The organism is Candidatus Nitrosotenuis chungbukensis (genome assembly GCF_000685395.1).
GTDB lineage: Archaea > Thermoproteota > Nitrososphaeria > Nitrososphaerales > Nitrosopumilaceae > Nitrosotenuis > Nitrosotenuis chungbukensis.
Window position 1 is genome coordinate 29,399 of sequence record NZ_AVSQ01000015.1, and the last position, 23,148, is coordinate 52,546.

Here is a 23,148-nt window from a genome sequence, read left to right on the forward strand (position 1 = left end):
AATTTTAGATCATTGGATTGGTGGGAGCTCTGATCTTTTTCCATGTCCGCCTGAGCCGAACTTGCAGTAAAAGCAAAGGTCTGACTGCATATGTGTCAGCTTTTCAAGCTGGATTGCGCCAATCTTTAGCGCAATCTTTGTCAGAATCTTGTATTTTAGAGGCATTGATGGTATGACCTCTTCCATGTACACCTTGTAGTGCTCTGGGCAAAACTTGAGCGTGACTCTTGCGGACTCTTTGCTTGACTGGTTTACAGTCTTTGCAAAGTTAATCTGCTCCCTGATGTATTCGTGTTTTGGACACGGGCAGTCCTTTCCTCCAGGATGCTTGTATGCAGGTGTGTTCTTCCAGTCAAAGTCTGGAAATTCTCGCTCAAAATCGTCCAACGCATGGTATAGTCTCATGCATCTATTAAATTTGATCCAGTGTCAAAGCCGGGATTTACCCAAATGTAAATAAACCCCGCTTCTTGTGTTAGTTCAAATGTCTAGTGCTAAACCCACTAAAAAGGATCTAGAAACCAAGATTGCTGAATTGGAAGAAAAACTTACCAAATTAGCAAGTCAGCTTGAAGCAAAGCCTGTAACTACACCTCCGCCAGCGCCAAAGCCAGCACCGACAACAACTGCACCGCCGCCAAAACCAGCTCCGGCACCTGCCTCACCAAAAGGCTCACTGCCAGCAGGATTCAAACCGGCGCCAGCACCAGCACCAAAGCAAGAGGCTCCAAAACCAGCACCAAAACCTGAAGCTCAGGCAGCTACGGAATTGGCCATATGGGAACAATGGAAGCTTGCACCAATGACAGACACACACGCATACAAGGCAAAGGTAACTGGATACATACCGGCACCAAACCGATACTATGCATCACTTCACACGACAAACGTTGATGTTCCTACATCTGACTGGAACTTGCAAAAAGTCAAAATCACGGGATACACTCAGCCTTCAAACAAGTACTTTGCAACAAGACAGCGAATGGCATACCATCCTGCAAACAAATCGTTCACAGGCTATGGCGCCCGATTGACAGGAACTGCAGCACAAACAACAACTGCACCTCCACCAAAGCCGGCACCAAAACCAAACCCAACACGTGGCAGCTTGCCAAAAGGTTTCTAACGAATTTCCAATTTTATTATCTATTTTTCATTTAGTCTAGTCTGATCGCTGTATCCAAATTTGGAAACTTGGAATTTCGGCAATCCTGTGGCGTTTTTTGCAATAATTCCAAAATTGTGGGAAAATAATTCAATTGTTATCCTGCATCAGAACAAAATGTAAATAAACTATTATTGTATCAGGAAATTCACATGGCTGGAACTAAAGCTAATAAAAAAGATCTTGAAAATAAAATTGCCGAGCTAGAAGAAAAGCTCACAAAACTAGCAGCACAGTTTGAAACCAAATCTACACCTCCGCCAGCGCCAAAGCCAGCACCGACAACAACTGCACCGCCGCCAAAACCAGCTCCGGCACCTGCCTCACCAAAAGGCTCACTGCCAGCAGGATTCAAACCGGCGCCAGCACCAGCACCAAAGCAAGAGGCTCCAAAACCAGCACCAAAACCTGAAGCTCAGGCAGCTACGGAATTGGCCATATGGGAACAATGGAAGCTTGCACCAATGACAGACACACACGCATACAAGGCAAAGGTAACTGGATACATACCGGCACCAAACCGATACTATGCATCACTTCACACGACAAACGTTGATGTTCCTACATCTGACTGGAACTTGCAAAAAGTCAAAATCACGGGATACACTCAGCCTTCAAACAAGTACTTTGCAACAAGACAGCGAATGGCATACCATCCTGCAAACAAATCGTTCACAGGCTATGGCGCCCGATTGACAGGAACTGCAGCACAAACAACAACTGCACCTCCACCAAAGCCGGCACCAAAACCAGAGACAAAACCAACAACACAAATTTCAGAAACAGAGGCACAACAAAGATCAAGAAAAGCACAGCTAGAGGCATATGAACAAGAATACCTGGCAAGAGTGCAGCAAGCTGAAAAACAAAGACAGGAAAAACCGGCACCAAAACCAGCAGGATCTACAAGAGGATCTCTTCCAAAAGGATTTGAGCCAAAACCAGTAGAGGCACCAAAGCCAAAACCAAACACTGGCTCAATGCCAAAAGGTTGGAAACCCTCCTAGAACTTTTTCTTTCTTTTCTAATTTGTTAATATCTGCAGGACTTCGTCTGCATGACCCTTTGGTTTTACAGCTGGGAACGCTTTGAAAATTTTGCCCTTTTCATCTACCAAAAAGGTGCTCCTCTGAACGCCCATGTACTCTTTTCCCATGAACTGTTTTTTTCCCCAGACTCCGAATTTTTTGCAGACCTCTGCCTCTGGGTCTGATAATAACACATATGGGATGTTCATCTTGTCGACAAATTTCTTGTGCGACTCCACATCGTCTGTGCTGATTCCGATGATTTCTATTCCGTGCTTTTGAAATTTCTTGTATTCTTTGGAAAACTCGTCTGCCTCTATCGTGCAGCCAGGCGTAAAGTCCCTTGGATAAAAGTAAATCACATGTTTTTTTCCTTTGAAATCAGATGATTTTACGCGCTTGCCGTCTGCGTCGTCCAGCTCAAACTTTGGCTCTTGATCGCCTTCTGTGATCATGATTTGCTGTATTTCAATCCATAATTAATTATTTTGAACTGTTTTGCCTCAAAATTGACCCGCATATTTTATATTGAAAGCAAAAAGGCATTTTCTTAATGGTAAACGGAAGATCCTGGTTTGCAGAGTCTATTGCAACATTTTGTCTAGTGTTCTTTGGACCACTGTCTGTCGTGATGGCAGCAGCTGCATTTGGAACAGGCCTTACAATCGAGGGAATTATCATGATTTCAATAGGACACGGAGCCGCAATAGGCTTGATGGTATATGCATTTGGCCACGTGTCTGGTGCGCACATCAACCCAGCAGTCACCATAGCCATGCTGGTAACAAGAAGAATTGGAATCAAAGATGGAATCGGATATATCGTATTTCAGATAATTGGCGCAATAATTGCCGCATTCTCGCTAAAAACTATCTTGCCAGAACTTGGGGCCAAGGTTAACTATGGAACGCAGGGCGGACCTAGTGCACTATTGAACAATTCTGCAATGTCTGGTTTTGCAGTGGAAGTAATCTTGACCTTTTTCCTAGTTACTGTCATATTCATGACTGCAGTCCACAAAAAAGCAGCTGCTGGAATGCACGGGATTGCCATAGGCGGCATGATATTTCTGCTGCACCTAGTTGGCGTCCCGCTGACTGGCGCATCGATGAATCCTGCAAGAACCCTGGGTCCTGCGATAGCATCCGGCTACTGGGACTTTCACTGGATTTACTGGGCAGGACCGATAATTGGCGCAATAATTGCAGGACTGATTATGAATTATGTCTTTGTCAAAAAGGCAGAAACAGAGAAATCCGCTTAGATTTTTCAAACTACAAACACTTTTAAAAATTTGATTTAGTCTGGTTTATGGGCTCGTTGCACAGCTTGGATAGTGCGAATGCTTGCGGAGCATTAGGTCGAGGGTTCGAGTCCCTTCGGGCCCGTTTCTTTAGTGGTTCTTAAATTGGATTCCTACGTAATAGGAGTAAAAAATGACCATAAACGAATCCGAACCAATGGGAATGTTCTTGTATGCTCTAAAGAGCCCAGTCTCTAAACAACGGTATCAAAAAAGGCTGGAAAATTTCTTTGATTTTCTGGAATTACAAGGAAGTACCGAAGACAAGGCAAAAACGCTCATTTTGCAAATCAATGAGCACGGCCTTACTTGGCTAACTGCCAAAACCATGAATTATCTCAATTATCACAAAGAGAGGGCAGAACGGGGCGAAATCTCTGATGCTACAGTTCGCAACTATTACAAACCGCTAAAACTCTTTTTGGAGATGAATGATGTTATTCTTCAATGGAAAAAAATAACCCGTGGGTTGCCGCGTGGCAGAAGATATGCGTCTGATCGAGCCCCAACAATAGATGAAATTCAAAAACTAGTGGAATATCCAGACCGAAGAATTAGGGCGATTGTCTTTACAATGTGTTCCAGCGGAATAAGGCTTGGCGCGTGGGATTATCTGAAATGGAAGGATATTACTCCTATATCACAAAATGATAAGATCATAGCTGCAAAGATTGTGGTTTATTCTGGTGATTCAGAACAATATTTTTCATTCATTTCCCCAGAAGCATATTCTGAATTGAAAAAATGGATTGACTTTAGATCCGAGTCTGGAGAAACAATAACTGGCGATTCTTGGCTAATGAGAGATTTGTGGAATATAGAAAAATTTGCACGAGGTATGGTGACTGCCTCAAAAAAACTAAAAGCATCAGGTGTCAAACGTCTAATCGAACGAGCACTCAAGGCTCAGGGAATTAGAAAAACTCTACCTGCCGGCCAGAAAAGATACGAATTCCAAGCGGATCATGGATTTAGAAAATTCTTCAAGACTCATACTGAACAAGTCATGAAACCAATCAACGTTGAGGTTTTGATGGGTCATTCCACTGGAATTTCTGACAGCTATTATCGTCCAAATGAGAACGAACTTCTAAAGGACTATCTTGGAGCAATACCTGAGATTACCATATCCAAAGAAAATAGAATGACTACTGATGCTGAAAAACTTCGAGTGAATAGCTCTGGAATTGAGGAAAACAAGAACGAAATCGCACAACTAAAGGAAGAAATTCGAAAAATCAAACTCAAAAACGAAATTAGTGCACTCATGAAAGAAAGTATGATTGAATGGGCAGAAAAACACCCTGATAAAATCACTCCACTGCAAGTAGCAAAAACTGATTGTGTAAAATTAAGAAATCTTGATGAAATAGTGGAGCATTATTTGATAGCACACGACGGTGATATTTCTGGCCTAAGAGAAAGATTTGCTAATGCCAGAATCCACATAAAAGAAAACTAGTCTTAAGATACTTTCAAATTTTAAGCGGTTATCAAATCTATCATAACTGTGTCCGACCTCACATGAGTTTAGAGGGAAAAACGCCTAGTGAGAAAGCAGGTATTGGGATTAAGGGAAATAACAAATGGATCACAGTGATTCAGAATGCTCAAGCCGAAATTCGTTAAAATTTACTCAAAATCCATCTAAACATTTTGTTACTAATGTTTAGTTGGCTTCAAATCTTGATGAATTTTATTGAATATTCACAGTTAGAGTGTTGTAAAACTGTCAACACGTTAATCTATATTTTTCATTTAGGTTTAAAATCATTCATAATCATCAGGAAATTTTTAAAATCTGGAAATACTAAAGACAAGATAGAAATGAAAAAAGAATCTCATAGCGAAATAAACATTTTGTTACTAATGTTTAGATTACCGCAAAATCGTTGATAAAAATCTGATTTTCGTTTTAATAATAAATACAAGCGATCAAATTCATCAAAAAACAAGAGAATCTTTTTTAATATTAAAACACGATTTTTATCAATGAAAGTTGCAATCGAAGCCAATCAAAATCATATTTGGTTGGAAGAATGGATAAATCAGCAAATAGACGGCAAAAATGTCAAGGACATCAAACTGACTTGTGGTACTGATGACAATAAAAAATTGACGTATTCTGCCATGATAATGTTCAATGATTAAAGACTAAGATCTACATTACCAACTGAGGATAACGCCTAGTAAATCGACCTAAGAATGAACAGTGTCATTATTTGGGTTCTTTATTTCTTAATGTGATGTTTGCACATTGGGTAGTTACAACAGCTCTTAACACAGATCCTAAATCAGAGTCTTTGTCGAATTTTGGTGAATATGCACCAGTTACTCTTTTTGGCATCAGATATTCTTGTAAAGCCTGTTTCGCAGATTTTGGTTTTGTAGAATCAAAAACCGCAAAAGCAAATCCGTTACCTGCATGGTCAGAACTAGCTTTGGTTATCAATGAAAAACAAGGAATATCAGTCAAACCATCTCCAATGTAAATCATGTTTGAGAGGGGTATCCGTCTAGATGTTACAGGAACATCTTTGTTAACAAGATATGCGTTTTCTTTCACCTCGTCTTGTGTTATACCTTTATTAATTTCAAAAATATAACGTGTTTTCTCCGTAAAAGTGATTGCACGTTTTACATATTTCAAATAATCATCTTCAGTGTCCCCAGCAAGATCACATCCATATACAGATGTGAAGTTATTTTTTACCACATCACTACCTATGATTATTTCTCTTAATCCGCCCGATATAATGTAAAATTCTATGTCGATGTCTTTATACTGTTTTACCTTTTCTTTAAGTTCTGTAAAAACTTCTGGAATCCCTTTAGAAAATTTATCGTCAAATGTTTTACCAAATGCTCGAAGATCCTTATTTGTTAGTTTTCCAAAAGGTTTACCTTCCCCTATGTTATTCAAAATTAATTTTAGGTAGGCATGAGTGGGATCATAGCCTTCTAGAAGAAGTTGTTTTACATCTTCTCCCCAAAATTTTTCATGATCTATTCCATATTTTTTCAAAAGTTCAGTAGCTGTATCAGGAACTAATGTATCGTCATAATCAAAAATTACACCTATTTTAGAACCGACCATCAGTTCTATAGAGAAATTGTTCTATTTAAAAAAGCACTAAACAAAAAATTAGTTAGTCTTCTTAGAAGACTCAAGTCGAGTAGTTAGCTTTAACAAATCTTCTGTTATAGCATTCCACTCTTTAGGCGTAAGATCTTTTTCATTGCTTGCCATGACCGATTTAATCTGATTAGGTATCTGAATTGTAATAAGGATTCTTGAGTCAAAAAATGTTACAGTTACGTAACAAGAATTAACACTGGGATTTTTACTCTCTTGATCGCTAGATGTATTTTTACAATCCTGACCATCAACCGAAGGTAACAGTTTGATTTCAACCGATAAGGGAACAGCACCTAAAATAATAATAGATAATAGTTTGCTGTGCCATACGTTGTTTTCAGTTTATTTTTTGGTGTTTTTCTAATTGCTTTTTATTTTCCTCTAACTCATCCATTAATTCATCGCCAAAGTCAAAATCAACAGAACCGTTTATTGCAAATTCGATTGCAGCTTTAACAAAATCACTAATTGATTCTCCTAACAAATTACAACGCTCTCTTAACTCCTCATGAAGTTCTGTCGGTATACGTGAAGATACAGTTCTAGACACTTGTTTACACCTGTTTACGATATGAATCAAAATGATTTAAGATTGGATAAGTGAGCGAGTCTATTTGGATTCGCACTATGGCTATCATCAATTGAATATTGCTACGGATGACATTAATAATTACGTTACATTCTGTGACTATAATTCACCGGAATCTTTTTCAGTTTTGTCTTATCTTAATTTTTAATGACATGGTTAAGTGAGATCCTTTTCCCTTTAGCAATAGCTTATGTTGGTGTAATGTCTATAGGGGGAGAAATTATTTTGAGGGGATATTTATCACGAAATCTTATTGCTAATAAACCGATAGAGATACAACTTGAGCTGATCAAATGGAAGGCAAAGGCTGAGGAAACATCATTTGTTCTAACTGGATTTGCAATTGTTTCACTCGTTTTCATAATTTCAACATTTCAAAAAAATCTCGGTGATGTAGAGCACATCATATTATTTTTTTCATTAGCCTTTATTTTCGAAGTAATTTCTGCTTTTATACATCATGATTTTGAAAAAGAAAGAGCAGGTTACCACGGAACTGTCTTTCAATATGGTGGCATTCTAGCAATTCTCTGTGGCTTTTTAACATATTTTGATAAAGTAATGCCATGGTCTAGTGGCATGTATGTGATTTACATTGTGGGAATAATTGTATTTATTGGGCTGACGTTTAGAGAAGTAAATGTCTGGCAAAGGGCAGCTATGACAACCGATGAGACTTGACTGCATCGAACTCTTTATTTTCCTAAATCCTTAAGTTTATACAAAATTTAGAGAATTATTGAATGCATTTAGATTTTCAATTGGAATTATTCTTTTGTTAGTTGCTATTGGGATGTTTTTCTATATTGAAGACATCAAAGATGACCGAGTAGGATTCTTTGGAACCACGACAGTTGAAAACATAACACAAATGTGCAATGCAGGATGGGGAGATGCCTTTAATCTGACCGGTCAATGTCTGAAGATTCAACTATTCTATTATTCTCCATGGATCTCTGGATTTTTTGGAATAATTTTATTGGCAAAAGCGGGCCCATACAGAGGGTATAGTGGACATGGAGGATATGGAAGCCATAATCGACGCATAAGATTAAGACCAAAAACAAAGAAAAGACTTGTCATAATCATTTCTGCAAGTATTGTAATCGTAGTTGGAATTTACATGTATGGAAATTATGACATTACTATTGGCAATCAAAAAATTGATGACATAATACCGCCAGAATCTGTTGAAAAAACTCTTAAATCAATATCTGATAACATGCCTGTGAAAATAAAAGAAAGACCATAAAGAATACAAGTTTTTGTTAATGCATGATGGTATATCCTTATGAAGCAAGGTTGTGTTCACAAATGGATTTAGAAAAAATCTTTATGCTTCCAAGTAAATCTTATCGTGTTGGGAATATTTGACAGATCTAAAGGAACCCGAGATTATAATATCCGTAAATTAGAAAAACAAAAACGTGAAGATGCTAAAGAATTAAAAAAATTAGAAGAACGAAGAGCAAAAATAAAGCAAGATGAAACAGCTAACAAAACCAATCTTTTTGGAAGAATTTTCAGCAGAAATCAACAAAGAGACAATTCTACTACTGTCGGATATCCTAATGATGGTATTTCTGAAAATATTGAAGAATATGTATCTGAATCTGAAGATCCATACCAAGTCATCGGCGTAAGTAAAAATGATACTTTCGAGAAAATTTCTGAAGTCTATAAAAAACTTCAAAAAGAATATCTGGATATTGACCTTCGTAATAAAACTCCAGACGAAAGAAAAAGCATTAACACCATTCTAATTAAGATAGATCGAGCATATGCCAAAATCAGGAGCTCACATCATGCGAGTTTGAATAGACAACATAATTTAACAAGAGTCGATTCAAGAAGTGTAAAATTTAATTCTGAAGAAGAGCGAATATTGAATTCTACAGATCCTTTTCAAATATTGAATGTACTTCCAAACTCTACGAAAGATCAAATCAAGAAAAACTACAAAGAATTACAATTAAAATACAAACTAACTGGAATGATGAATAAATCCGAAGACGAGATATTGCGACTTACGAATCTACTCAAAAAGATAAACTGGGCTTATACCGAAATTAAAAAAATCGGCGGCTTTGGTTAAAACATGAAGGTATTAGGAATAGATCTAGGTACGAGCAGTTCCTCTGCTGCCATCATGTTGGATGGAGAAATCAAGATTATTCCTTCCTCGGAAAAAAAGACAACGACTGTCAAACCATTTCCATCTGTAGTGACTTTTTTTGAGGATGGTAGTTGTCTGATAGGAGAGTCTGCACTAGAGCAATCCCTCTACAATCCTAGAGGTACAGTGTTTAATGCAAAAAGACTTATTGGCTCTTATAATCGAGTTGAAGTCTTTGGCAAACAACATTTGCCACAATTCATCTCGGCATTAATCTTGATGAAGATCAAACTAAATGCTGAAAAGTTTCTTGGTGAACAGGTGACAAAGGCGGTAGTGACAGTTCCAGCATATTTCAACGACGCACAAAGACAAGCTACTCGAGATGCAGGAAAGATAGCTGGATTAGATGTCATACATATACTGACTGAGCCAGTTGCAGCAGCCATTGCATACGGTGCCAAAGTACTCAAGGGAAGAATGAAAATTTTGGTATTTGATATGGGTGCTGGAACACTAGATGTATCGATTATAGAATTTTCTGATGGATTATTCGAGGTTTTAGCTACATCTGGAAATACTACTTTAGGTGGCATTGATATGGACAGAGAAATTGAGCTTTTCCTCATAAATGAAACACGGAAGCAAAATGGTGAATTTACAAAACTTGACGACGAAATAATCGAAATTCAAATAAAAAAACTAGCAGAAGAAATAAAGATCAAATTAGCCTCAATTGACTTTGTTGAAATTAATCAAATATTCTCAAACTCCAATCTTGAGTATAGACTCACTACAAAAATAACACAGACACAGTTTAAGAAAATGATTGAAGGTATTTTAGAAAAATCTGAATCATGTGTTTACGATGCTCTCAAAGGGGCAAAACTAACTCCCGATGAGATTGACAAAGTAATTCTTGTTGGAGGACCAACAAAGCTACCAATAATCAAAGAACTATTGACAAATGTCATCCGAGTGCCAGAAGAGGGAGTTGACCCATACTTTGTTGTAGCCAGTGGTGCTGCAATAGAAGGTGCAATCTTGGGGGATGAGAGAAATTTACCAATCCTTTATCAGGGAATTACAATTGTTAATGTGACTCCTCTTGATCTTGGCACGGATGTGGGGAAAAATACTCCTAACTACAGAATTAAACTCATGATTCCGAAAAACACTCCATATCCAACTGAATATACCGAACGATTTTATGTCAAGCCTTCAGTTGACAAATGTCCAGTTGAGATCTGGCAGGGGGATTTTGATAAAAACCCCAGTTTTCACGGTAATGCCAAACTTGGCGAATTCATGTTGGAAGGACTAACACCCATGGATGAAAAGTATGTTGATGTAACATACAATCTTGATGCTGATGGGATTCTTCGAGTAACTGCAAAAGAAATCATATCTAAGATAAAAAAGGAACTTCTAATTACCAGAATGGGAGATCAAATCACACCACCTCCCGAACTTGAATATTATGAGAAAGAAGTCATAAAAACTGAAAATCGTCATCGAAGAGACATTCTAAGTCCATACGAAATCCCAGTTTCTAGATATGATGAAATATTGTCCAATACTGAAAGTAACGAGTATAGTTGGATGTGTGAATGTCTTAGCGATGCAAAAAACATCATAAACACACATCATGGTTTTGATTGCACTGATTTTTTCAGAAACTCGTCTTTTATCTTGTTTTTACAACTAGACAAACAATACACATATGCGTACATAGGAATGACTGGCGGACCTGTTTATCACATTGGAATTCATAATGCCTTGAGTGAATATAATGAAAGAAACAAACGAATGCTTACAATAGTTTTGGTACATGAGTTATTACACGCTATTCATCCTGACTGGGGTCATGATAGAATAAATCCAGAAGAGAGAAGGTTGGCAAACCTAGCAAACCATTATGATGCTTTACATGAAATGGAAATTTTATTTTTGAGTGGAAAAATGGCGATGTGCAATAATCATTATGGAGAATCAGGAAAATGCATTCAAATTCATTGTAGATAATAGAATGAATCAAACTAATTACGCGGCCCCTCGTGGGAATCTACTTTTGCTGCTGTTTCACACTTTTAGAGTCAAATCCATCTCCTGTTTTGTATTGACAAATAGTGGAACCTAAAATAGAACTATGTGGTATGAATCCAGATAGATTCGCACTTTACAAAGCTGGAACCTTTAGGATTAGAAATGTAACCTTTTATTGTAATTATGTTTTATAGATGAAGTGGCACAAAACCGTCTCTGCTTTTTCAGGAATCGATCAGATCACCACATACAAGAAAGCAGGCGTTAATTTTTTATAGATTATTAATTGTGATTCCATCAAAATCGATTTCGAGGCATAATTACTACTGTGATGTTATGGAAATTAATCGTTCTAGATGATAAATAAATGATTTTTTTAACTAATGAGCTCTAAATCCGCTGTGTCTAGACTTATTCAAAAATTGATTTCGTTGAGAAACCATTTTGATAAAACTATGACTGAAATTGAGAAACAACATCCTGATTGGAATGAAAAAGACACACGGTTATCCGTATATGGTAGAACCATTAACGTCATTAATTCTGTTTTATTTAGTGTGATGTTCAAAGAAGAAGAACTTGTAAATCCTGCTTGGTTCAAAAAAGTCTTTTCTGATGAATTAACACTTAAAGAACATGGATATTATTTGGCAAATTATACCTCGTTCTTACGATTATCTTATGTTACAATACTGTTTTCTGCATTTGAGGTTTTTTTCCGAGATATTTTAAGAGTAGTTTATCCAAACTATTCTAAAAATGATAACATTGGTACAATAATACAATTCATTCTTAATGATAATGATCTCTCAAAATATTGTCATGTTTTTGACATTCTTCGTATTTTAAGAAATTCATTGCATAATGGAGGCATTTATAATGAAAGAAAGGGGAAAACAATTTTTTACACTGGTAAACAATATGTTTTTAAAAAAAATCAAATTATCTCTGTAAATTGGGAATTATTAATTGAAATCATTTTTGATGTTGAATCTTGTCTTGCCCAACTAATCTGCTCAGAAAAAATTTCATCCAAAAGCGAAATCCATGATTTTACTGATTAGATTTACTTGTATGGGATATGTATTGATCGTTAGTAATCTAACTGAATCAGCTAATTTGGAAGGTGTAATTCTAATTGGTAAAACTGAGATTGAAAACCTTCTAGATTTGATTGAAGGTGGAAATAATGATCTTGCCAGAGAATACATTGCAAGAGAAAGAATAATTTTCTAGCAACACACTGATAAAAAAATTAACAATTGTTAATTAGCTGATTGAATATCTTCATTAGATGTCAAATGTGGAAAAAAGTTCTAGTCCTTGGTTGACTCAAGATAAGTTCGAGGATTTTTTACAAGCGGTTCCACTAATTACTGAATTACAGACTAAGAAAAAAATTACCAAGCCATATTGGCCACTTTCCCCAGAAGAATTTCAAATGTTGTATAAAATGACATATTATTGTGCGTTAGGAATAGTTGAAACTTTGGAATTGGTTGCATCGGATATTGATTTAGAGAAAAAAATTGTGAACATACGAAAAGAGGGAGGTAAGTTGGAACAAGCAACTATCCCACCAATCATAGCAGATGAAATTAAACAGTATTTGAAAACGCATAAGAAAAGATTGTTTGTGGTAAATAGGGATAGTCCGTGGAGATATGCTATAGCTGCAGCCAAGATTGCTAAATTAAATTTTTATGAAGAAAAAAAGATAAAATCTGTTCACGGCATGTCCTTTCTTTTTTTCAAAAAATCTTGGGAACAACAAATGGTCCATGATGGGTTTCCTGCAAAATTAATTGCAATCAAAATGAGAAAGAAATCGCTGTTATCTAAAAAATGGTCAGCAGTGGACATCAATCAATTAATAGATTTAGAGGGAGAAAAATACCCTGCCAAGAAAAAAGGAGTGGTTGTTTTACTTGATGCATTGGGAATTAAGGGGATATGGAAAAGTAATAGTCCGACTAATGTTCAAAAAAATTGGAACGCTGTTATTGCTAAATGTAGATTATTGACTAATGATTTAAAATCAGATGATATTTCTCCAACTCTTAATGCATTTTCTGATACGGTAATAATCACTGTAACTGGTTCTGATATGAAAAATCTCATAACTAAGACTGCTGAAGCACTAATTCACATAATGGGATTTGCAATTAGGCAAAATATTTTTTTCAGAGGTTGTATTAGTATTGGAGATTTTTTTCCTGATCCTAACATTGTTATTGGAAAAGCAATTGATGATGCGGCACAATATTATCAGATGCCAGAATGGATTGGAGTTTCAATTACCCCCAGCTCTCATAAATCTATATCTTCTATCAATTCTATCCTAGATGAACAAAAATTATTTGTTGAATATGATATTCCATTAAAGAATACTATTGAGAAACATGGTTTAGCTTTGAATTGGCCAAATGATTTTGCGAATATGGATGAAAAACTAGAAAATTCTACAGAAGAACCTAGTCAGACATTAATTGAATTAGTGGAGAATAACATAGAAAATTCTGACGACATAACAGTATCTTTCAAATGGCATAACACATTAAATTTCATAAAACGATGATTTCAAATTAATTATTGAATTTACAACTAATCAGCAATGAATCGTTTTGAATCAAAAACAATATCTGTACACGTATCAGGTTTGCTGGTCTGTAATCTCGTAGTAATTACAGTATTGTAATAGTAATTAGAACTCTACAGAGCTGGAACCTTTAGGATTCGTACGTGATTTTTTTGTAAAACTCTTTCAGATATCATATGTGTTAGCAAATTTATCATGTTTTATTGGTTATCAGTTTCATCATTTCTGGGAATTAAAAATCCAGATTCAAAACCTCTCTGTGGGTTAAATGAAAAAACCGCCAAAGGTATTTTATCATCAGTTTGTTGTCTTAATCTCTTCAACTCTTTTACAATTTTTTCTTGTTGATATTCTTTTGTTGCGTGAGGAGTAACCATAAATGTCATCCACAAAGAATTAGATGTGAATGTAAATTGTTCATCTTTTTGGAGAATTCCTGACATTCTAATAGTAGCTAATATTGATATATGCAGTTTATCAGATTCTTCTTTTGACAAATCTGCTATTTTGTCTGCAATCTGCCTTGTACTCCATTTATTAAACTGATTTTTTGCTTTGTCAAGATTCGGGTTATCAATAGCTGGTCTGATTATTTCCTCCACTAAACCTATTACCGATTCTGGCATTTTCTCCATCTTCTTTTTTCTTAGTAAATCTTTTTCTACTATCATAGAACGAAGTGTATTAGATTCAAGAAATTTCTTAGGATCTTTTTTTATTACACCAATCAGCCTTTTTTGAGCAACTTCAGGGGTTGGACCAGATGAACTATAAAGAGCAAGCGAGGCTCTATCTAAAAGAAATTGAGTGAATCCTCCATCATTGATTGATTGATAGTTTGTAATTTTTCCATTTTTTTTGATAATTGTTCCACTCCATCCATCTAAGGATGTGGGGTGTATAGATGTCACAAAAATCATCCAAGGAAGTTTTACATATACAAATACTCTTTTATCATCTGTAACTATTGTAAAATCCACAGAATGAAGTGTATACCAATGAAATTTTGGATCTATCGTTGAATTTTTGTTATCATCTACATAGTCTAGGAATACAAGATGATTTTCATATTTATCAATAGATTCTTCTGTTCCATTTAGGTATTCTCTCCAATGAACTTCTGCTTTATCTACAAATGAGTTTAAATGAGAATTGGGGTTTTCTTCCTTGAAATCTTCTCCTATGATCTTCAAGGCTCTCCAGCTTAATGAAATAATAAATTTTTCAAAATTTTCATCATAATCGAATGTTCTAATTTTGTCATTGTGGAAAGGGAAAAAGATGTTATCTGCAAAATATTTCTCTAACTTTGAAAACTTTTCTTCACAGTTCCCACAAAGTAAATGGAGTTTAGTAATGTCTTGAACACGTTTTGCACCATCTTCAGCACTAACTAAATAACCAGTACCTGTTTCTTTAATCCATTTTCCAACAAATTTTGGAATAATGTGACTTTCTCTTAATGTACCTTCTTGCAAACATAATGCACATGTGGAGATTTCAGACATATCATCAAGAAGTAATTATAATATAATAAATATCAAAATATCTATTGGATCTTAAAGTATACTTTCTAAGGATAGTCCATCACCATCCTATAGAAAAATAGACTTTAAACCGCAGATTTTACAGAATTCGTTTATGCGGTACAATGAAGAATATGAGGAATTTCGTAAGGATGTGGAACAGATCCAAAGAGGAGAAATGGAACCTGATAGTTGGTTAATATATCAAGATAAACCTCTAATTCAAGTTGATGACAAGGATTTGCTTGCAATCATTAAAGGTTACAAAGCTATTCGACTCAGAGATTTTTTTAATAGGCATGATACAGAAGTAGAATCATTTTTCATTAATTTTCTAGAGGTTACTGCATTTATTGATGCAGAAAGAATTTGGAGTTTTATTCGGATTGATGAGGATTTTCTTCTATCTCTTGAAAAACACAAAGCCATTAGATTTGGAAATCCTGATAACTTTAAAGAATTACCCATTCATGAAATTTCTGATCTGGAAAGTATCCGACGCAATTGGAATTTTTATCGAAATGATGATGAATGGTTTAAAAGTCAAAAAGATAATTCTTTTTAAACGAAACTGACGAATGTGGAACCTAAAATAGAACTATGTGGGCATGAATCCATTTCGTTCCGCACATTTATCAAAAATTAATAATCAGTATTGCATACACTAACTAGGATCTAATTTTCAGAAAACCGCTAGTAGCACACAGACCTTCGGGCCCGTTTTAACTGTCAGTCCGAATCTTACAGGACTCAACCCTTCAGAGATTCAGACAGTAGCCAATTCAAACTAGATTATCGGATCCATAATAATTACGGTTTTGTATAAAATAAGAACAGATGGAGAGTTTTCTACCATGAGTTTCACGGTACATTTTACCGGATAGTTTCCCGTGTCTACATATTCATGTTGTACTTGTTTTCCGGGTTTCCCAGGTTTTCCGTCGCCAAAGTCCCAAAAAACATCATAAACCTTAGATTCTCCCAGTTGGCCAATATTTGCTAAAAAAGTTAATTTCCTTTTTGTTGCGTATGCCCCGTCAGGTATGCCTGGATGATTATCATCCTTTGGTTGAATATCTATTGAACCGGAAATATCATTTGAACAAACAAGCACATTAAAGTCCTGTGTATCGATATACTTGACATCCCCATTAAAACCACTAATCTCAACTTTTCCTCGGTATGAGGATGATCTTGCTTTTTCGTATCTGAACCAGTGATTTAAGTTCTTAGGCGTCCACTTAGTAATCTGTTCATCTCCAGATGAGTATCTTTCTTGATCTCCTGTTAATGTAGTTGAAAGAGATATCCCTACATGATTCTTCTTGTATATGATGGCTGCCGTCTGAGACACACGGAATTTCGGTTTTTGTGGATATACGGTGATTGGGACAGTATTACTCGATCCAATTACAGATAATTTTCCATCAGGTCCTATTATTACTATGTCCACACGAACATTATGAGAGCCTTCTGAAAAGTCATCATAATTATAAATGAGATTATGGACTGGACCAATAACTTTTTTCCCAAAATGCCACATCTTTAACGGCTTAATATTAACGCCCGTCAGATAGAATCCAAACATTGGCTTAGGCAAATAAGCAGTGGTGGAACTTTCTTGAAGGTGTAGTTGAGACATGTATAGTGAATTGTTCTACTAGATTAAAAAGAAATCCATAAGGTTGCCGATTAAATACAAATTTGTTTTCCATTACATGATATGTGAGAATGTGGTTGGACGTTGAAGATTTCGTACCTTCCTTTCAAAAATATGAAGATTAGATTAAAGAATCGGTAGAATGCTTTGAGTTATTTATACTCAAACTTTTTGAATTAATTTTGTTTAATGTTACAATACTTGTCTGTTTGATGCTTTTGATAATTCTCGCTATTCCTACATCTACTTATTCACAGAAGATATGGGTCTAATATCTTGACTGAATGATTTCAAATCTACTCCCAAATCATCAAAAATAAAAAAATTAGAAAGGAGTTTTGTAGCTACTCCGATGAGCTTACTGCATGTTTTGTGCACGAGACATGCTGAACTTGCACTGACTGTTCCTCAGAGAACCTTCGGGCCCGTTTTAACTGTCAGTCCGAGTTCCACTTGCTTCATTTTCTTAACCTCTACAGCAGAGACAAAAACTCGTCTCTTGTCATGTCTGCATCTTCGATTATGGCATTTAACGTACCCCTTGCGATTTCTTTATGGTTTGGTATTGTGAGTCTTCGAAAAGGCGCCTTGTTATTTCTTAATATGATATGGCTTCCAGTTTGATGATCTGTATAATATCCTAATTTTGATAATATTTTGATTAGTTTTGATGCAGATATGACTGGAAGTTTAGACATTGATTTCTACCAACTCCTCATCTACTGGAGGAATCGGCTCACCGTGTTTTTTCAGGCTTTGAAGATAGCCTTCTATTGCATCTTTGATGTTGCTCAACGCTTCGTTTCTTGTCTTTCCCTGTGAGATGCAGCCTGGTAATGCTGGACATTTTACAACATACATTTCATCTTCGTCTTTTTGCAGTGTTATTCTGTACTTCATCTGAGTCAGATACGGTGTTTTCTTATTTAAGCCCTCTTAAGCTTACGGATGAAATCTGACGAACAATTTCTAGGGTGCGAGTAAATTTTTACCTGCACCCCCTCGGGCCCGTTTTAACTGTCAGTCCGAGCCCTGCTGATTTTTGATGACAATTTTGAATAAATAAATTCTGATCTGGATAAAAAAGAAAGAATGATTATGGTGTTAAAACACTAACACCTAATCCACTTGTACATGCTGTTTCTGGATCAATTACAAAACCTACTGCACCATCTACATCAGATATAGAAAATGGAAGATCAGATTGTTTTGCATTGATGCTTATTGTGTCACCTTTAATTGAAATTCCAGCAGTTGGTGTGGAGTCAATCGATGCAACACAAAAGTCAGCAGAGCCTGCTCCACCTGTGAGTGTAGCAGCATGTGTATGCCATGAATCTGGATTTTGATTAGAGTCTCTTCCTAATGTTGGGTGGATTGTAGCAACAAATACTTTACCCGTATTTAGATCAACCCAAGCGATTCCAGCTACTGTGTGTGAGCTAATGAAGCTTGTTGATTTTCTTGGAATGTCGCCGCCAGTAGTCGCACTAAGTTTTGCTAGATTGCTATTTTGTGAATCTGCAGAGTAGGCACTAACTACTAGATAAGACGGGCCGGGTATTGTAGCCATGGCAGTGTTGAGTCCTACGAGCGAGACTACAACGATTGCGATTAAAGCTCCAATCATTTGTTTGGAAGTCATTATGTTTGAAACACTGTTGTAATTTATAATGTTTATAAAATTTTCTTGGAAAATTTCAAATTAATTATATAACCTTTCTCTAGATAGTCTCTGCATTTTTATTAAAAACAATATCAGTTAAATGTCAATTACGATGTGATTGGAAGATCCATTGTAAATGTAGTCTGATTATTCTTTACCGGTGTTGTTCCATAATACTGCTCCACGATATTTTTGCAAGTAATGGCCCACGACCAGTTTCTTTTTGCTTTGTTGTGAAAAGTGGCTCAAAAATCTTTATCTGGTTATCTTCTGGATGCTGGACTTGTTGATTTTTGATGACAGTTTTGCCGTTTGGCAATGTCCCGAGGTACTGCTGACCTTAGTGTTTTTTATTAAATTGATTTTGTGTAATGATCAAAATCAGGCTGGGAATTATGCCCATTTGCTCAACTAATTACAAATGCACATTCTATATGAATTAGATAAATTTTAATTCAAATAATGAGTACTTTTTATATTATACTGTGGTATAGAGTGGTATACTATGGAACAAAGCACAATAAAGCTTTCTAAAAAAATCAAAAATGATCTCAGAAAGCAAATGAATCACCCTGGAGAAACCTATGAATCAGTAATTGCCAGACTCTTAAAAATTACCCAGGAAGACGATATCCTGAGCAAGGCAGTAATCAAAAACATTGAGGAAGGTATTGCCGATATCAAAGCAGGGCGTGTGTATACCTCAGAACAAGTCAAAAAGAAATTAGGATTAAAATAGAATGACATGGCAAGTCATTTGGTCTGAGAAATCTGTCAAACAATTAGAAAAAATTGATACAAAAAACGTACAAAAGATTTATGATTCGGTATTAGACTGCGTAGAAGATCCGTTCAAAGCAATAACCAGACTAACAAACTCACCGTTTTACCGATTACGGGTAGGTAATTACAGAGTTATTCTGGATTTACAGCAAAGCAAAATGATAATCTTTGTCATAGAAACTGATCATAGGGGAAAAATTTACAAGAAATACCGGTAAAGTGTGAAAATTGATTCTCTTTATTTACAAAACCTGGGGAATCAATTATTGGACAAAACTCCTTTAAAGAATAGAACTGCCTCTAGTCCAAATTGTTAATATCTCTTCGGGCCCGTTTTAACTGTCAGTCCGAGTCCCGAACCGAAAATCAGTTAGCTCTCACAACCTATGCCGTCTTTATCTCCATCAAACCTGTGTGGGTCTGGTGGCAATACTCTAAAATTCCTATATGAAGTTTCGCCACAATTCAAGTCAGGTGGATAAGGAGGAATACAAACATCGGGATAGGAAGGATCACATTTGTTTTCTTTTGTAGGTGTGGGTACTGGCGTTGGTGTGGTGGATGGTTGGCTAACCTTTGGTACTTGTTGTTTTATTTCTGGAGATTTCATCTCACAACCGTATTTTTTAGCCCATGCTTCTCCTGAAAACTCGCTTGTTGAGCAATATTGAGTCAAAATGTTTGCATGTCCGTTGTATAGCAATTCAGAATTGAGCAATTTTCCATCACAATACGCTTTTCCAAGCAATCTACCATATGCGTCGTATGGTTGCATGTCGTCCTGATCAATAACTACAGTTGAGCCTATTGGGCACAATTTCTTTGTAAATTCTGATGCCTCAAAAAACCCCGCCTCACCTATCTCAGGGGTGTTTGTCAAAGAAAGTCTAACCTTGTATCCTTGGATGTATATTGTATCTCCATCTACAATTCTTTCAACTCTGGCAGATAGGCACAGGCCATTGCCAAGGCAGGACAACTTTGGTTGTTGTATTGTTTGTTCGCTCACAGTTAGAATTTTTTTGTCAATAAGATATTGAATTGCACTAAGAAATTCCTTATCGGTGATTTTGTCTTCAACCCAAAACTTTGCCGTGTTCTTTATCCATGATGGAATTAGCACTTCTTCACTAAAAGCGAATAGAGATGAACCGATAGTGATTCCTACTGCTAAGAATAATGTGGAAATTAGAATATCCTTCCGCATTGGTTTTTGAACAGTTAATTTCCTTATAATGATTCTTCAATAAATCCTGATTAACTCCTTTGACTATTTTAAATAAAAAATTTAGAAAAGATTTTTGTAGCTACTCCGATGATCTTACTGCATGTTTTGTTAACGAGACCTGCCGGACTTGCGCTGACTGTTCCTCGGAGAACCTGGGCCAGTTTCTTTAGTGGTTCTGCCCTATATTCGACGTCTGTTCATACTGATCATACGTCATCATATGCGATTACGTCAACATACAAAACTGATGGCTTTTGTTAGAAGCGGATGTAGCATATCCCATCGGGGGATATTGGGTGTAGAGTCTGCAATATTTCTAATAGCGGTCATGATAATATCGGCAGCTTTGGCAGTTGTAGTTGTGAACATGGGTTTGTCTACAACACAAAATACAAAAACTGTATCACAATCCGGGTTGAATAGTGCAGGCAGCGGATTACAACTCTCAGGTATCGTAACTGGAACTGGCTGCACGTCCAGCTCAAAAGGATGCTCAACACCATACTTGAATGCAACTGTTGTCCCGTTTAAGATAGTGCCTGGTGGTAATTCTATGAATCTGCAACTTTCGTCTGCTTCTGTAAAGTACAGTAGTAACTCCAAGTCGTTTGATAATATCTACGAAGGACAGTTACCTGCTAGCACTACATATGTTGATGCAACAGAGGCGTTCACCGCAGCTGGCGCCGCAGGAATCACTGGATTTACTAACGGCGTTACAAATCCTGTGACCAAGTCATTACCGTCTCAAACAGTTGCAATTGTTTATTGGACTGTTAGTAAAAACACTGATGCTGTGTTAGATACAGACGAACGTGTAGAGCTTGCAATCGCATATGGCGCTGACGATAGGCCTACAACACAGGACCGAATCCGAGTAGAAATTATTACTCCGACAGGTGCAACACTTACTGTAGAAAGATATGTTCCGGACATAGTCAATACTGTGGTAAACCTAAATTAAAAAACAAGTATTTTGCGAATGCCGATCCCTTCAAATTTAACAAAATGCGGAATACTGCGCTAACTATCAGCAAGAGATCCACGAAGAATCCCTCTTTGAATTTAAATCGTTTGAATATGGAAGAAAACAGAATCTGTGTTTTATACTAAAACTCATTTTCACGTTAACCTGTGGCACAGTATATGATCCTGAAATCACATCTATCTCATAATTTTTTTAAACTTAAAACTTCATTAGTGATTAACGCTTTTTCATTAAAATGGGTCTGAGTATCGCAATTGCAGGCGGCATAGCGTCAATTGCACTGTTTGCTGTGTTATTCAGTTATAGCTTCATTGGTAATTCAATTTATAGTGATTATTTGTCGAGATCAGAATCCGTAAAAACTGATGACTCTATCTCAAAAACTATTATAGATATCAAATATCAAAACGCGACGTCTGGAAGTAGTTTTGTTAGTTTCAGCTTGGCAGAAAATGGAACTGAAAAACTGTGGAGTTTTGATAAATTTACAATACTCGTTACATATGATGCCGATATCGGTGGAATCTCGACATCAACAACAGAAGAATTCATCTACAACAGTGCACAGGCTTTTGCACAGTCTGGATTCAGTACTGGCAGTCTGCAATTTGCAAGGCCAAATTCGGATGTCTCACCGGGAAATTGGGAGGATGCGTCGGGAGGAGATAATGACACATTTCTGTATGATGAGATCAACGAGTCTGTAAGAAACGACGTTAATTATGCGCGATCCTTGAGTCTAATCCCGCCTGTTACCACGACTGATATCTGGACTGCCGGATTATCAAGTGTAATTGATCCTGAAACATCAAGCAATCACATAGTTAGCTATGTTTACAGAAAGAGTGGTAGCACATCCGATATAGATATTACAACCCGATTAATGCAGGGTGTGACTCTCATAGATAGTTGGAAACATAGCACCGTTGCTTCATCTTTTACGCTGGCACAACATACCCTGAATGCTACGGCAGCTAACTCCATTACAGATTATTCTAATCTAAGACTCGAGTTTACCGCAACAGCGCGCAACGTTGGTCTTGGAACATCTGGTGATATTTCTTGGGCACAGCTTCAGGTTCCTCCACAACCTGGCGCAGTTTATGATTGTTCTAGTACAAGCATTTCTTCTGGCCAGTGGACGATAGATAGAATTACCTCTGATAATTTGGATCCTAAGATACTAAACAGCGGCGAGCTTGGAAAAGTTTGCATAAAACTAACAAATAATGTTATTTCAGGGGGAAATGTGAAAATTGTAATTTCTACAGATAATGGTAAAACCGATACGCAGTCATTGACTGTGTAATGA

27 protein-coding genes and 1 tRNA gene are annotated in these 23,148 nt (G+C 36.5%); 18 read left to right on the top strand and 10 right to left on the bottom strand.

Annotated features, from left to right (window positions below; all coding sequences use genetic code 11):
• Positions 1 to 9 precede the first annotated feature (9 nt).
• On the bottom strand, positions 10 to 387 hold the full coding sequence (locus tag NKMY2_RS05035) for a hypothetical protein (RefSeq protein ID WP_042685451.1): 378 nt from the start codon (positions 385 to 387) through the stop codon (positions 10 to 12).
• A gap of 97 nt (positions 388 to 484) precedes the next feature.
• Between NKMY2_RS05035 and NKMY2_RS05040 the strand changes: the two genes are divergently transcribed.
• Positions 485 to 1,126, top strand: coding sequence for a hypothetical protein (locus NKMY2_RS05040; RefSeq protein WP_042685882.1), 642 nt, complete (start codon positions 485 to 487; stop codon positions 1,124 to 1,126).
• Between the two features lie 191 nt (positions 1,127 to 1,317).
• Positions 1,318 to 2,172, top strand: coding sequence for a hypothetical protein (locus NKMY2_RS05045; protein WP_042685884.1), 855 nt, complete (start codon positions 1,318 to 1,320; stop codon positions 2,170 to 2,172).
• Positions 2,173 to 2,189: 17 nt separating this feature from the next.
• On the opposite strand, the gene bcp is transcribed toward NKMY2_RS05045, so the two are convergent.
• Complete coding sequence (gene bcp, locus NKMY2_RS05050) at positions 2,190 to 2,648, bottom strand: thioredoxin-dependent thiol peroxidase (RefSeq protein WP_042685454.1); 459 nt, start codon at positions 2,646 to 2,648, stop codon at positions 2,190 to 2,192.
• A gap of 98 nt (positions 2,649 to 2,746) precedes the next feature.
• On the opposite strand from bcp, the gene NKMY2_RS05055 reads away from it, so the two are divergent.
• The 4 genes from NKMY2_RS05055 (at position 2,747) to NKMY2_RS10750 (ending at position 5,647) form a co-directional block, all read left to right on the top strand.
• Positions 2,747 to 3,457, top strand: a complete 711-nt coding sequence (locus tag NKMY2_RS05055) for an MIP/aquaporin family protein (RefSeq protein ID WP_042685456.1) — start codon at positions 2,747 to 2,749, stop codon at positions 3,455 to 3,457.
• Between the two features lie 49 nt (positions 3,458 to 3,506).
• Positions 3,507 to 3,581: transfer RNA gene (locus NKMY2_RS05060), tRNA-Arg, on the top strand.
• A 48-nt stretch (positions 3,582 to 3,629) separates the two neighbouring features.
• A complete protein-coding gene (locus NKMY2_RS05065; protein ID WP_042685458.1) occupies positions 3,630 to 4,958 on the top strand; it encodes a site-specific integrase in 1,329 nt (442 codons plus the stop codon).
• A gap of 530 nt (positions 4,959 to 5,488) precedes the next feature.
• Positions 5,489 to 5,647 carry a hypothetical protein gene (locus NKMY2_RS10750; protein WP_157832450.1) on the top strand — a complete coding sequence of 53 codons (159 nt, stop codon included), beginning with the start codon at positions 5,489 to 5,491 and terminating at the stop codon, positions 5,645 to 5,647.
• Between the two features lie 67 nt (positions 5,648 to 5,714).
• Here NKMY2_RS10750 and NKMY2_RS05075 read toward each other — a convergent pair whose 3' ends face one another.
• Together NKMY2_RS05075 and NKMY2_RS05080 are read right to left on the bottom strand one after the other, a co-directional pair.
• Positions 5,715 to 6,593, bottom strand: a complete 879-nt coding sequence (locus NKMY2_RS05075; RefSeq protein ID WP_042685461.1) for an HAD family hydrolase — start codon at positions 6,591 to 6,593, stop codon at positions 5,715 to 5,717.
• Positions 6,594 to 6,972: 379 nt separating this feature from the next.
• Entirely contained in the window at positions 6,973 to 7,185 is a 213-nt protein-coding gene (locus NKMY2_RS05080; protein WP_042685465.1) for a YlcI/YnfO family protein, read from the bottom strand.
• 186 nt (positions 7,186 to 7,371) lie between these two features.
• Between NKMY2_RS05080 and NKMY2_RS05085 the strand changes: the two genes are divergently transcribed.
• The 7 genes from NKMY2_RS05085 (at position 7,372) to NKMY2_RS05110 (ending at position 13,964) form a co-directional block, all read left to right on the top strand.
• Positions 7,372 to 7,905, top strand: a complete 534-nt coding sequence (locus NKMY2_RS05085) for a hypothetical protein (RefSeq protein WP_042685467.1) — start codon at positions 7,372 to 7,374, stop codon at positions 7,903 to 7,905.
• 58 nt (positions 7,906 to 7,963) lie between these two features.
• On the top strand, positions 7,964 to 8,476 hold the full coding sequence (locus NKMY2_RS05090; protein WP_042685469.1) for a hypothetical protein: 513 nt from the start codon (positions 7,964 to 7,966) through the stop codon (positions 8,474 to 8,476).
• Between the two features lie 108 nt (positions 8,477 to 8,584).
• Positions 8,585 to 9,319: a J domain-containing protein gene (locus NKMY2_RS05095; protein ID WP_042685470.1), complete on the top strand. Its 735-nt coding sequence runs from the start codon at positions 8,585 to 8,587 to the stop codon at positions 9,317 to 9,319.
• Positions 9,320 to 9,322: 3 nt separating this feature from the next.
• Entirely contained in the window at positions 9,323 to 11,365 is a 2,043-nt protein-coding gene (locus NKMY2_RS05100; RefSeq protein WP_052347525.1) for an Hsp70 family protein, read from the top strand.
• A gap of 476 nt (positions 11,366 to 11,841) precedes the next feature.
• Entirely contained in the window at positions 11,842 to 12,450 is a 609-nt protein-coding gene (locus NKMY2_RS05105; RefSeq protein ID WP_157832451.1) for a hypothetical protein, read from the top strand.
• Positions 12,451 to 12,472: 22 nt separating this feature from the next.
• Entirely contained in the window at positions 12,473 to 12,622 is a 150-nt protein-coding gene (locus NKMY2_RS10755; RefSeq protein WP_157832452.1) for a hypothetical protein, read from the top strand.
• Positions 12,623 to 12,680: 58 nt separating this feature from the next.
• Complete coding sequence (locus tag NKMY2_RS05110; RefSeq protein ID WP_042685472.1) at positions 12,681 to 13,964, top strand: site-specific integrase; 1,284 nt, start codon at positions 12,681 to 12,683, stop codon at positions 13,962 to 13,964.
• 221 nt (positions 13,965 to 14,185) lie between these two features.
• On the opposite strand, the gene NKMY2_RS10235 is transcribed toward NKMY2_RS05110, so the two are convergent.
• Complete coding sequence (locus NKMY2_RS10235; RefSeq protein WP_157832453.1) at positions 14,186 to 15,493, bottom strand: hypothetical protein; 1,308 nt, start codon at positions 15,491 to 15,493, stop codon at positions 14,186 to 14,188.
• A gap of 133 nt (positions 15,494 to 15,626) precedes the next feature.
• Between NKMY2_RS10235 and NKMY2_RS05120 the strand changes: the two genes are divergently transcribed.
• Positions 15,627 to 16,076, top strand: a complete 450-nt coding sequence (locus tag NKMY2_RS05120) for a hypothetical protein (protein WP_042685475.1) — start codon at positions 15,627 to 15,629, stop codon at positions 16,074 to 16,076.
• A 222-nt stretch (positions 16,077 to 16,298) separates the two neighbouring features.
• Here the strand turns inward: NKMY2_RS05120 and NKMY2_RS05125 are convergent, their stop codons facing one another.
• The 4 genes from NKMY2_RS05125 to NKMY2_RS05140 form a co-directional block, all read right to left on the bottom strand.
• Positions 16,299 to 17,153, bottom strand: a complete 855-nt coding sequence (locus NKMY2_RS05125; protein ID WP_042685478.1) for a PKD domain-containing protein — start codon at positions 17,151 to 17,153, stop codon at positions 16,299 to 16,301.
• 491 nt (positions 17,154 to 17,644) lie between these two features.
• Positions 17,645 to 17,869, bottom strand: coding sequence for a type II toxin-antitoxin system HicA family toxin (locus NKMY2_RS05130; protein ID WP_042685482.1), 225 nt, complete (start codon positions 17,867 to 17,869; stop codon positions 17,645 to 17,647).
• Entirely contained in the window at positions 17,862 to 18,071 is a 210-nt protein-coding gene (locus NKMY2_RS05135) for a type II toxin-antitoxin system HicB family antitoxin (RefSeq protein WP_042685485.1), read from the bottom strand. Before NKMY2_RS05135 ends, NKMY2_RS05130 begins: the two co-directional genes overlap by 8 nt.
• Before the next feature lie 196 nt (positions 18,072 to 18,267).
• A complete protein-coding gene (locus NKMY2_RS05140) occupies positions 18,268 to 18,816 on the bottom strand; it encodes a hypothetical protein (protein WP_042685488.1) in 549 nt (182 codons plus the stop codon).
• Positions 18,817 to 19,342: 526 nt separating this feature from the next.
• Here NKMY2_RS05140 and NKMY2_RS05145 point away from each other — a divergent pair.
• Positions 19,343 to 19,576 (top strand): hypothetical protein, encoded by a 234-nt coding sequence (locus NKMY2_RS05145; protein ID WP_042685491.1) that lies wholly within the window; start codon positions 19,343 to 19,345, stop codon positions 19,574 to 19,576.
• A gap of 1 nt (position 19,577) precedes the next feature.
• The gene (locus NKMY2_RS05150) at positions 19,578 to 19,838 is read left to right on the top strand and encodes a type II toxin-antitoxin system RelE family toxin (RefSeq protein WP_042685494.1); all 261 of its coding nucleotides are present in this window, start codon (positions 19,578 to 19,580) and stop codon (positions 19,836 to 19,838) included.
• Between the two features lie 152 nt (positions 19,839 to 19,990).
• On the opposite strand, the gene NKMY2_RS05155 is transcribed toward NKMY2_RS05150, so the two are convergent.
• Positions 19,991 to 20,827 carry a thermonuclease family protein gene (locus NKMY2_RS05155; protein WP_081781876.1) on the bottom strand — a complete coding sequence of 279 codons (837 nt, stop codon included), beginning with the start codon at positions 20,825 to 20,827 and terminating at the stop codon, positions 19,991 to 19,993.
• 268 nt (positions 20,828 to 21,095) lie between these two features.
• Here NKMY2_RS05155 and NKMY2_RS05160 point away from each other — a divergent pair, with 268 nt between their 5' ends.
• Both NKMY2_RS05160 and NKMY2_RS05165 read left to right on the top strand, forming a co-directional pair.
• Positions 21,096 to 21,812, top strand: coding sequence for a hypothetical protein (locus NKMY2_RS05160; protein WP_042685496.1), 717 nt, complete (start codon positions 21,096 to 21,098; stop codon positions 21,810 to 21,812).
• A 361-nt stretch (positions 21,813 to 22,173) separates the two neighbouring features.
• The gene (locus NKMY2_RS05165; protein WP_157832454.1) at positions 22,174 to 23,145 is read left to right on the top strand and encodes a hypothetical protein; all 972 of its coding nucleotides are present in this window, start codon (positions 22,174 to 22,176) and stop codon (positions 23,143 to 23,145) included.
• Positions 23,146 to 23,148: the final 3 nt, after the last annotated feature.

Coding starts and splice junctions, on each gene's coding strand:
- NKMY2_RS05120 (WP_042685475.1), top strand. CDS start 15,627: ATGCGGTACAATGAAGAATATGAGGAATTTCGTAAGGATGTGGAACAG.
- NKMY2_RS05135 (WP_042685485.1), bottom strand. CDS start 18,071: ATGAAGTACAGAATAACACTGCAAAAAGACGAAGATGAAATGTATGTT.
- NKMY2_RS05100 (WP_052347525.1), top strand. CDS start 9,323: ATGAAGGTATTAGGAATAGATCTAGGTACGAGCAGTTCCTCTGCTGCC.
- NKMY2_RS05125 (WP_042685478.1), bottom strand. CDS start 17,153: ATGTCTCAACTACACCTTCAAGAAAGTTCCACCACTGCTTATTTGCCT.
- NKMY2_RS05160 (WP_042685496.1), top strand. CDS start 21,096: ATGGCTTTTGTTAGAAGCGGATGTAGCATATCCCATCGGGGGATATTG.
- NKMY2_RS10750 (WP_157832450.1), top strand. CDS start 5,489: ATGAAAGTTGCAATCGAAGCCAATCAAAATCATATTTGGTTGGAAGAA.
- NKMY2_RS10235 (WP_157832453.1), bottom strand. CDS start 15,493: ATGTCTGAAATCTCCACATGTGCATTATGTTTGCAAGAAGGTACATTA.
- NKMY2_RS05065 (WP_042685458.1), top strand. CDS start 3,630: ATGACCATAAACGAATCCGAACCAATGGGAATGTTCTTGTATGCTCTA.
- NKMY2_RS05140 (WP_042685488.1), bottom strand. CDS start 18,816: ATGACTTCCAAACAAATGATTGGAGCTTTAATCGCAATCGTTGTAGTC.
- NKMY2_RS05085 (WP_042685467.1), top strand. CDS start 7,372: ATGACATGGTTAAGTGAGATCCTTTTCCCTTTAGCAATAGCTTATGTT.
- NKMY2_RS05075 (WP_042685461.1), bottom strand. CDS start 6,593: ATGGTCGGTTCTAAAATAGGTGTAATTTTTGATTATGACGATACATTA.
- NKMY2_RS05155 (WP_081781876.1), bottom strand. CDS start 20,827: ATGCGGAAGGATATTCTAATTTCCACATTATTCTTAGCAGTAGGAATC.
- NKMY2_RS05150 (WP_042685494.1), top strand. CDS start 19,578: ATGACATGGCAAGTCATTTGGTCTGAGAAATCTGTCAAACAATTAGAA.
- bcp (WP_042685454.1), bottom strand. CDS start 2,648: ATGATCACAGAAGGCGATCAAGAGCCAAAGTTTGAGCTGGACGACGCA.
- NKMY2_RS05145 (WP_042685491.1), top strand. CDS start 19,343: ATGGAACAAAGCACAATAAAGCTTTCTAAAAAAATCAAAAATGATCTC.
- NKMY2_RS05110 (WP_042685472.1), top strand. CDS start 12,681: ATGTCAAATGTGGAAAAAAGTTCTAGTCCTTGGTTGACTCAAGATAAG.
- NKMY2_RS05040 (WP_042685882.1), top strand. CDS start 485: ATGTCTAGTGCTAAACCCACTAAAAAGGATCTAGAAACCAAGATTGCT.
- NKMY2_RS05045 (WP_042685884.1), top strand. CDS start 1,318: ATGGCTGGAACTAAAGCTAATAAAAAAGATCTTGAAAATAAAATTGCC.
- NKMY2_RS05055 (WP_042685456.1), top strand. CDS start 2,747: ATGGTAAACGGAAGATCCTGGTTTGCAGAGTCTATTGCAACATTTTGT.
- NKMY2_RS05130 (WP_042685482.1), bottom strand. CDS start 17,869: ATGTCTAAACTTCCAGTCATATCTGCATCAAAACTAATCAAAATATTA.
- NKMY2_RS05105 (WP_157832451.1), top strand. CDS start 11,842: ATGACTGAAATTGAGAAACAACATCCTGATTGGAATGAAAAAGACACA.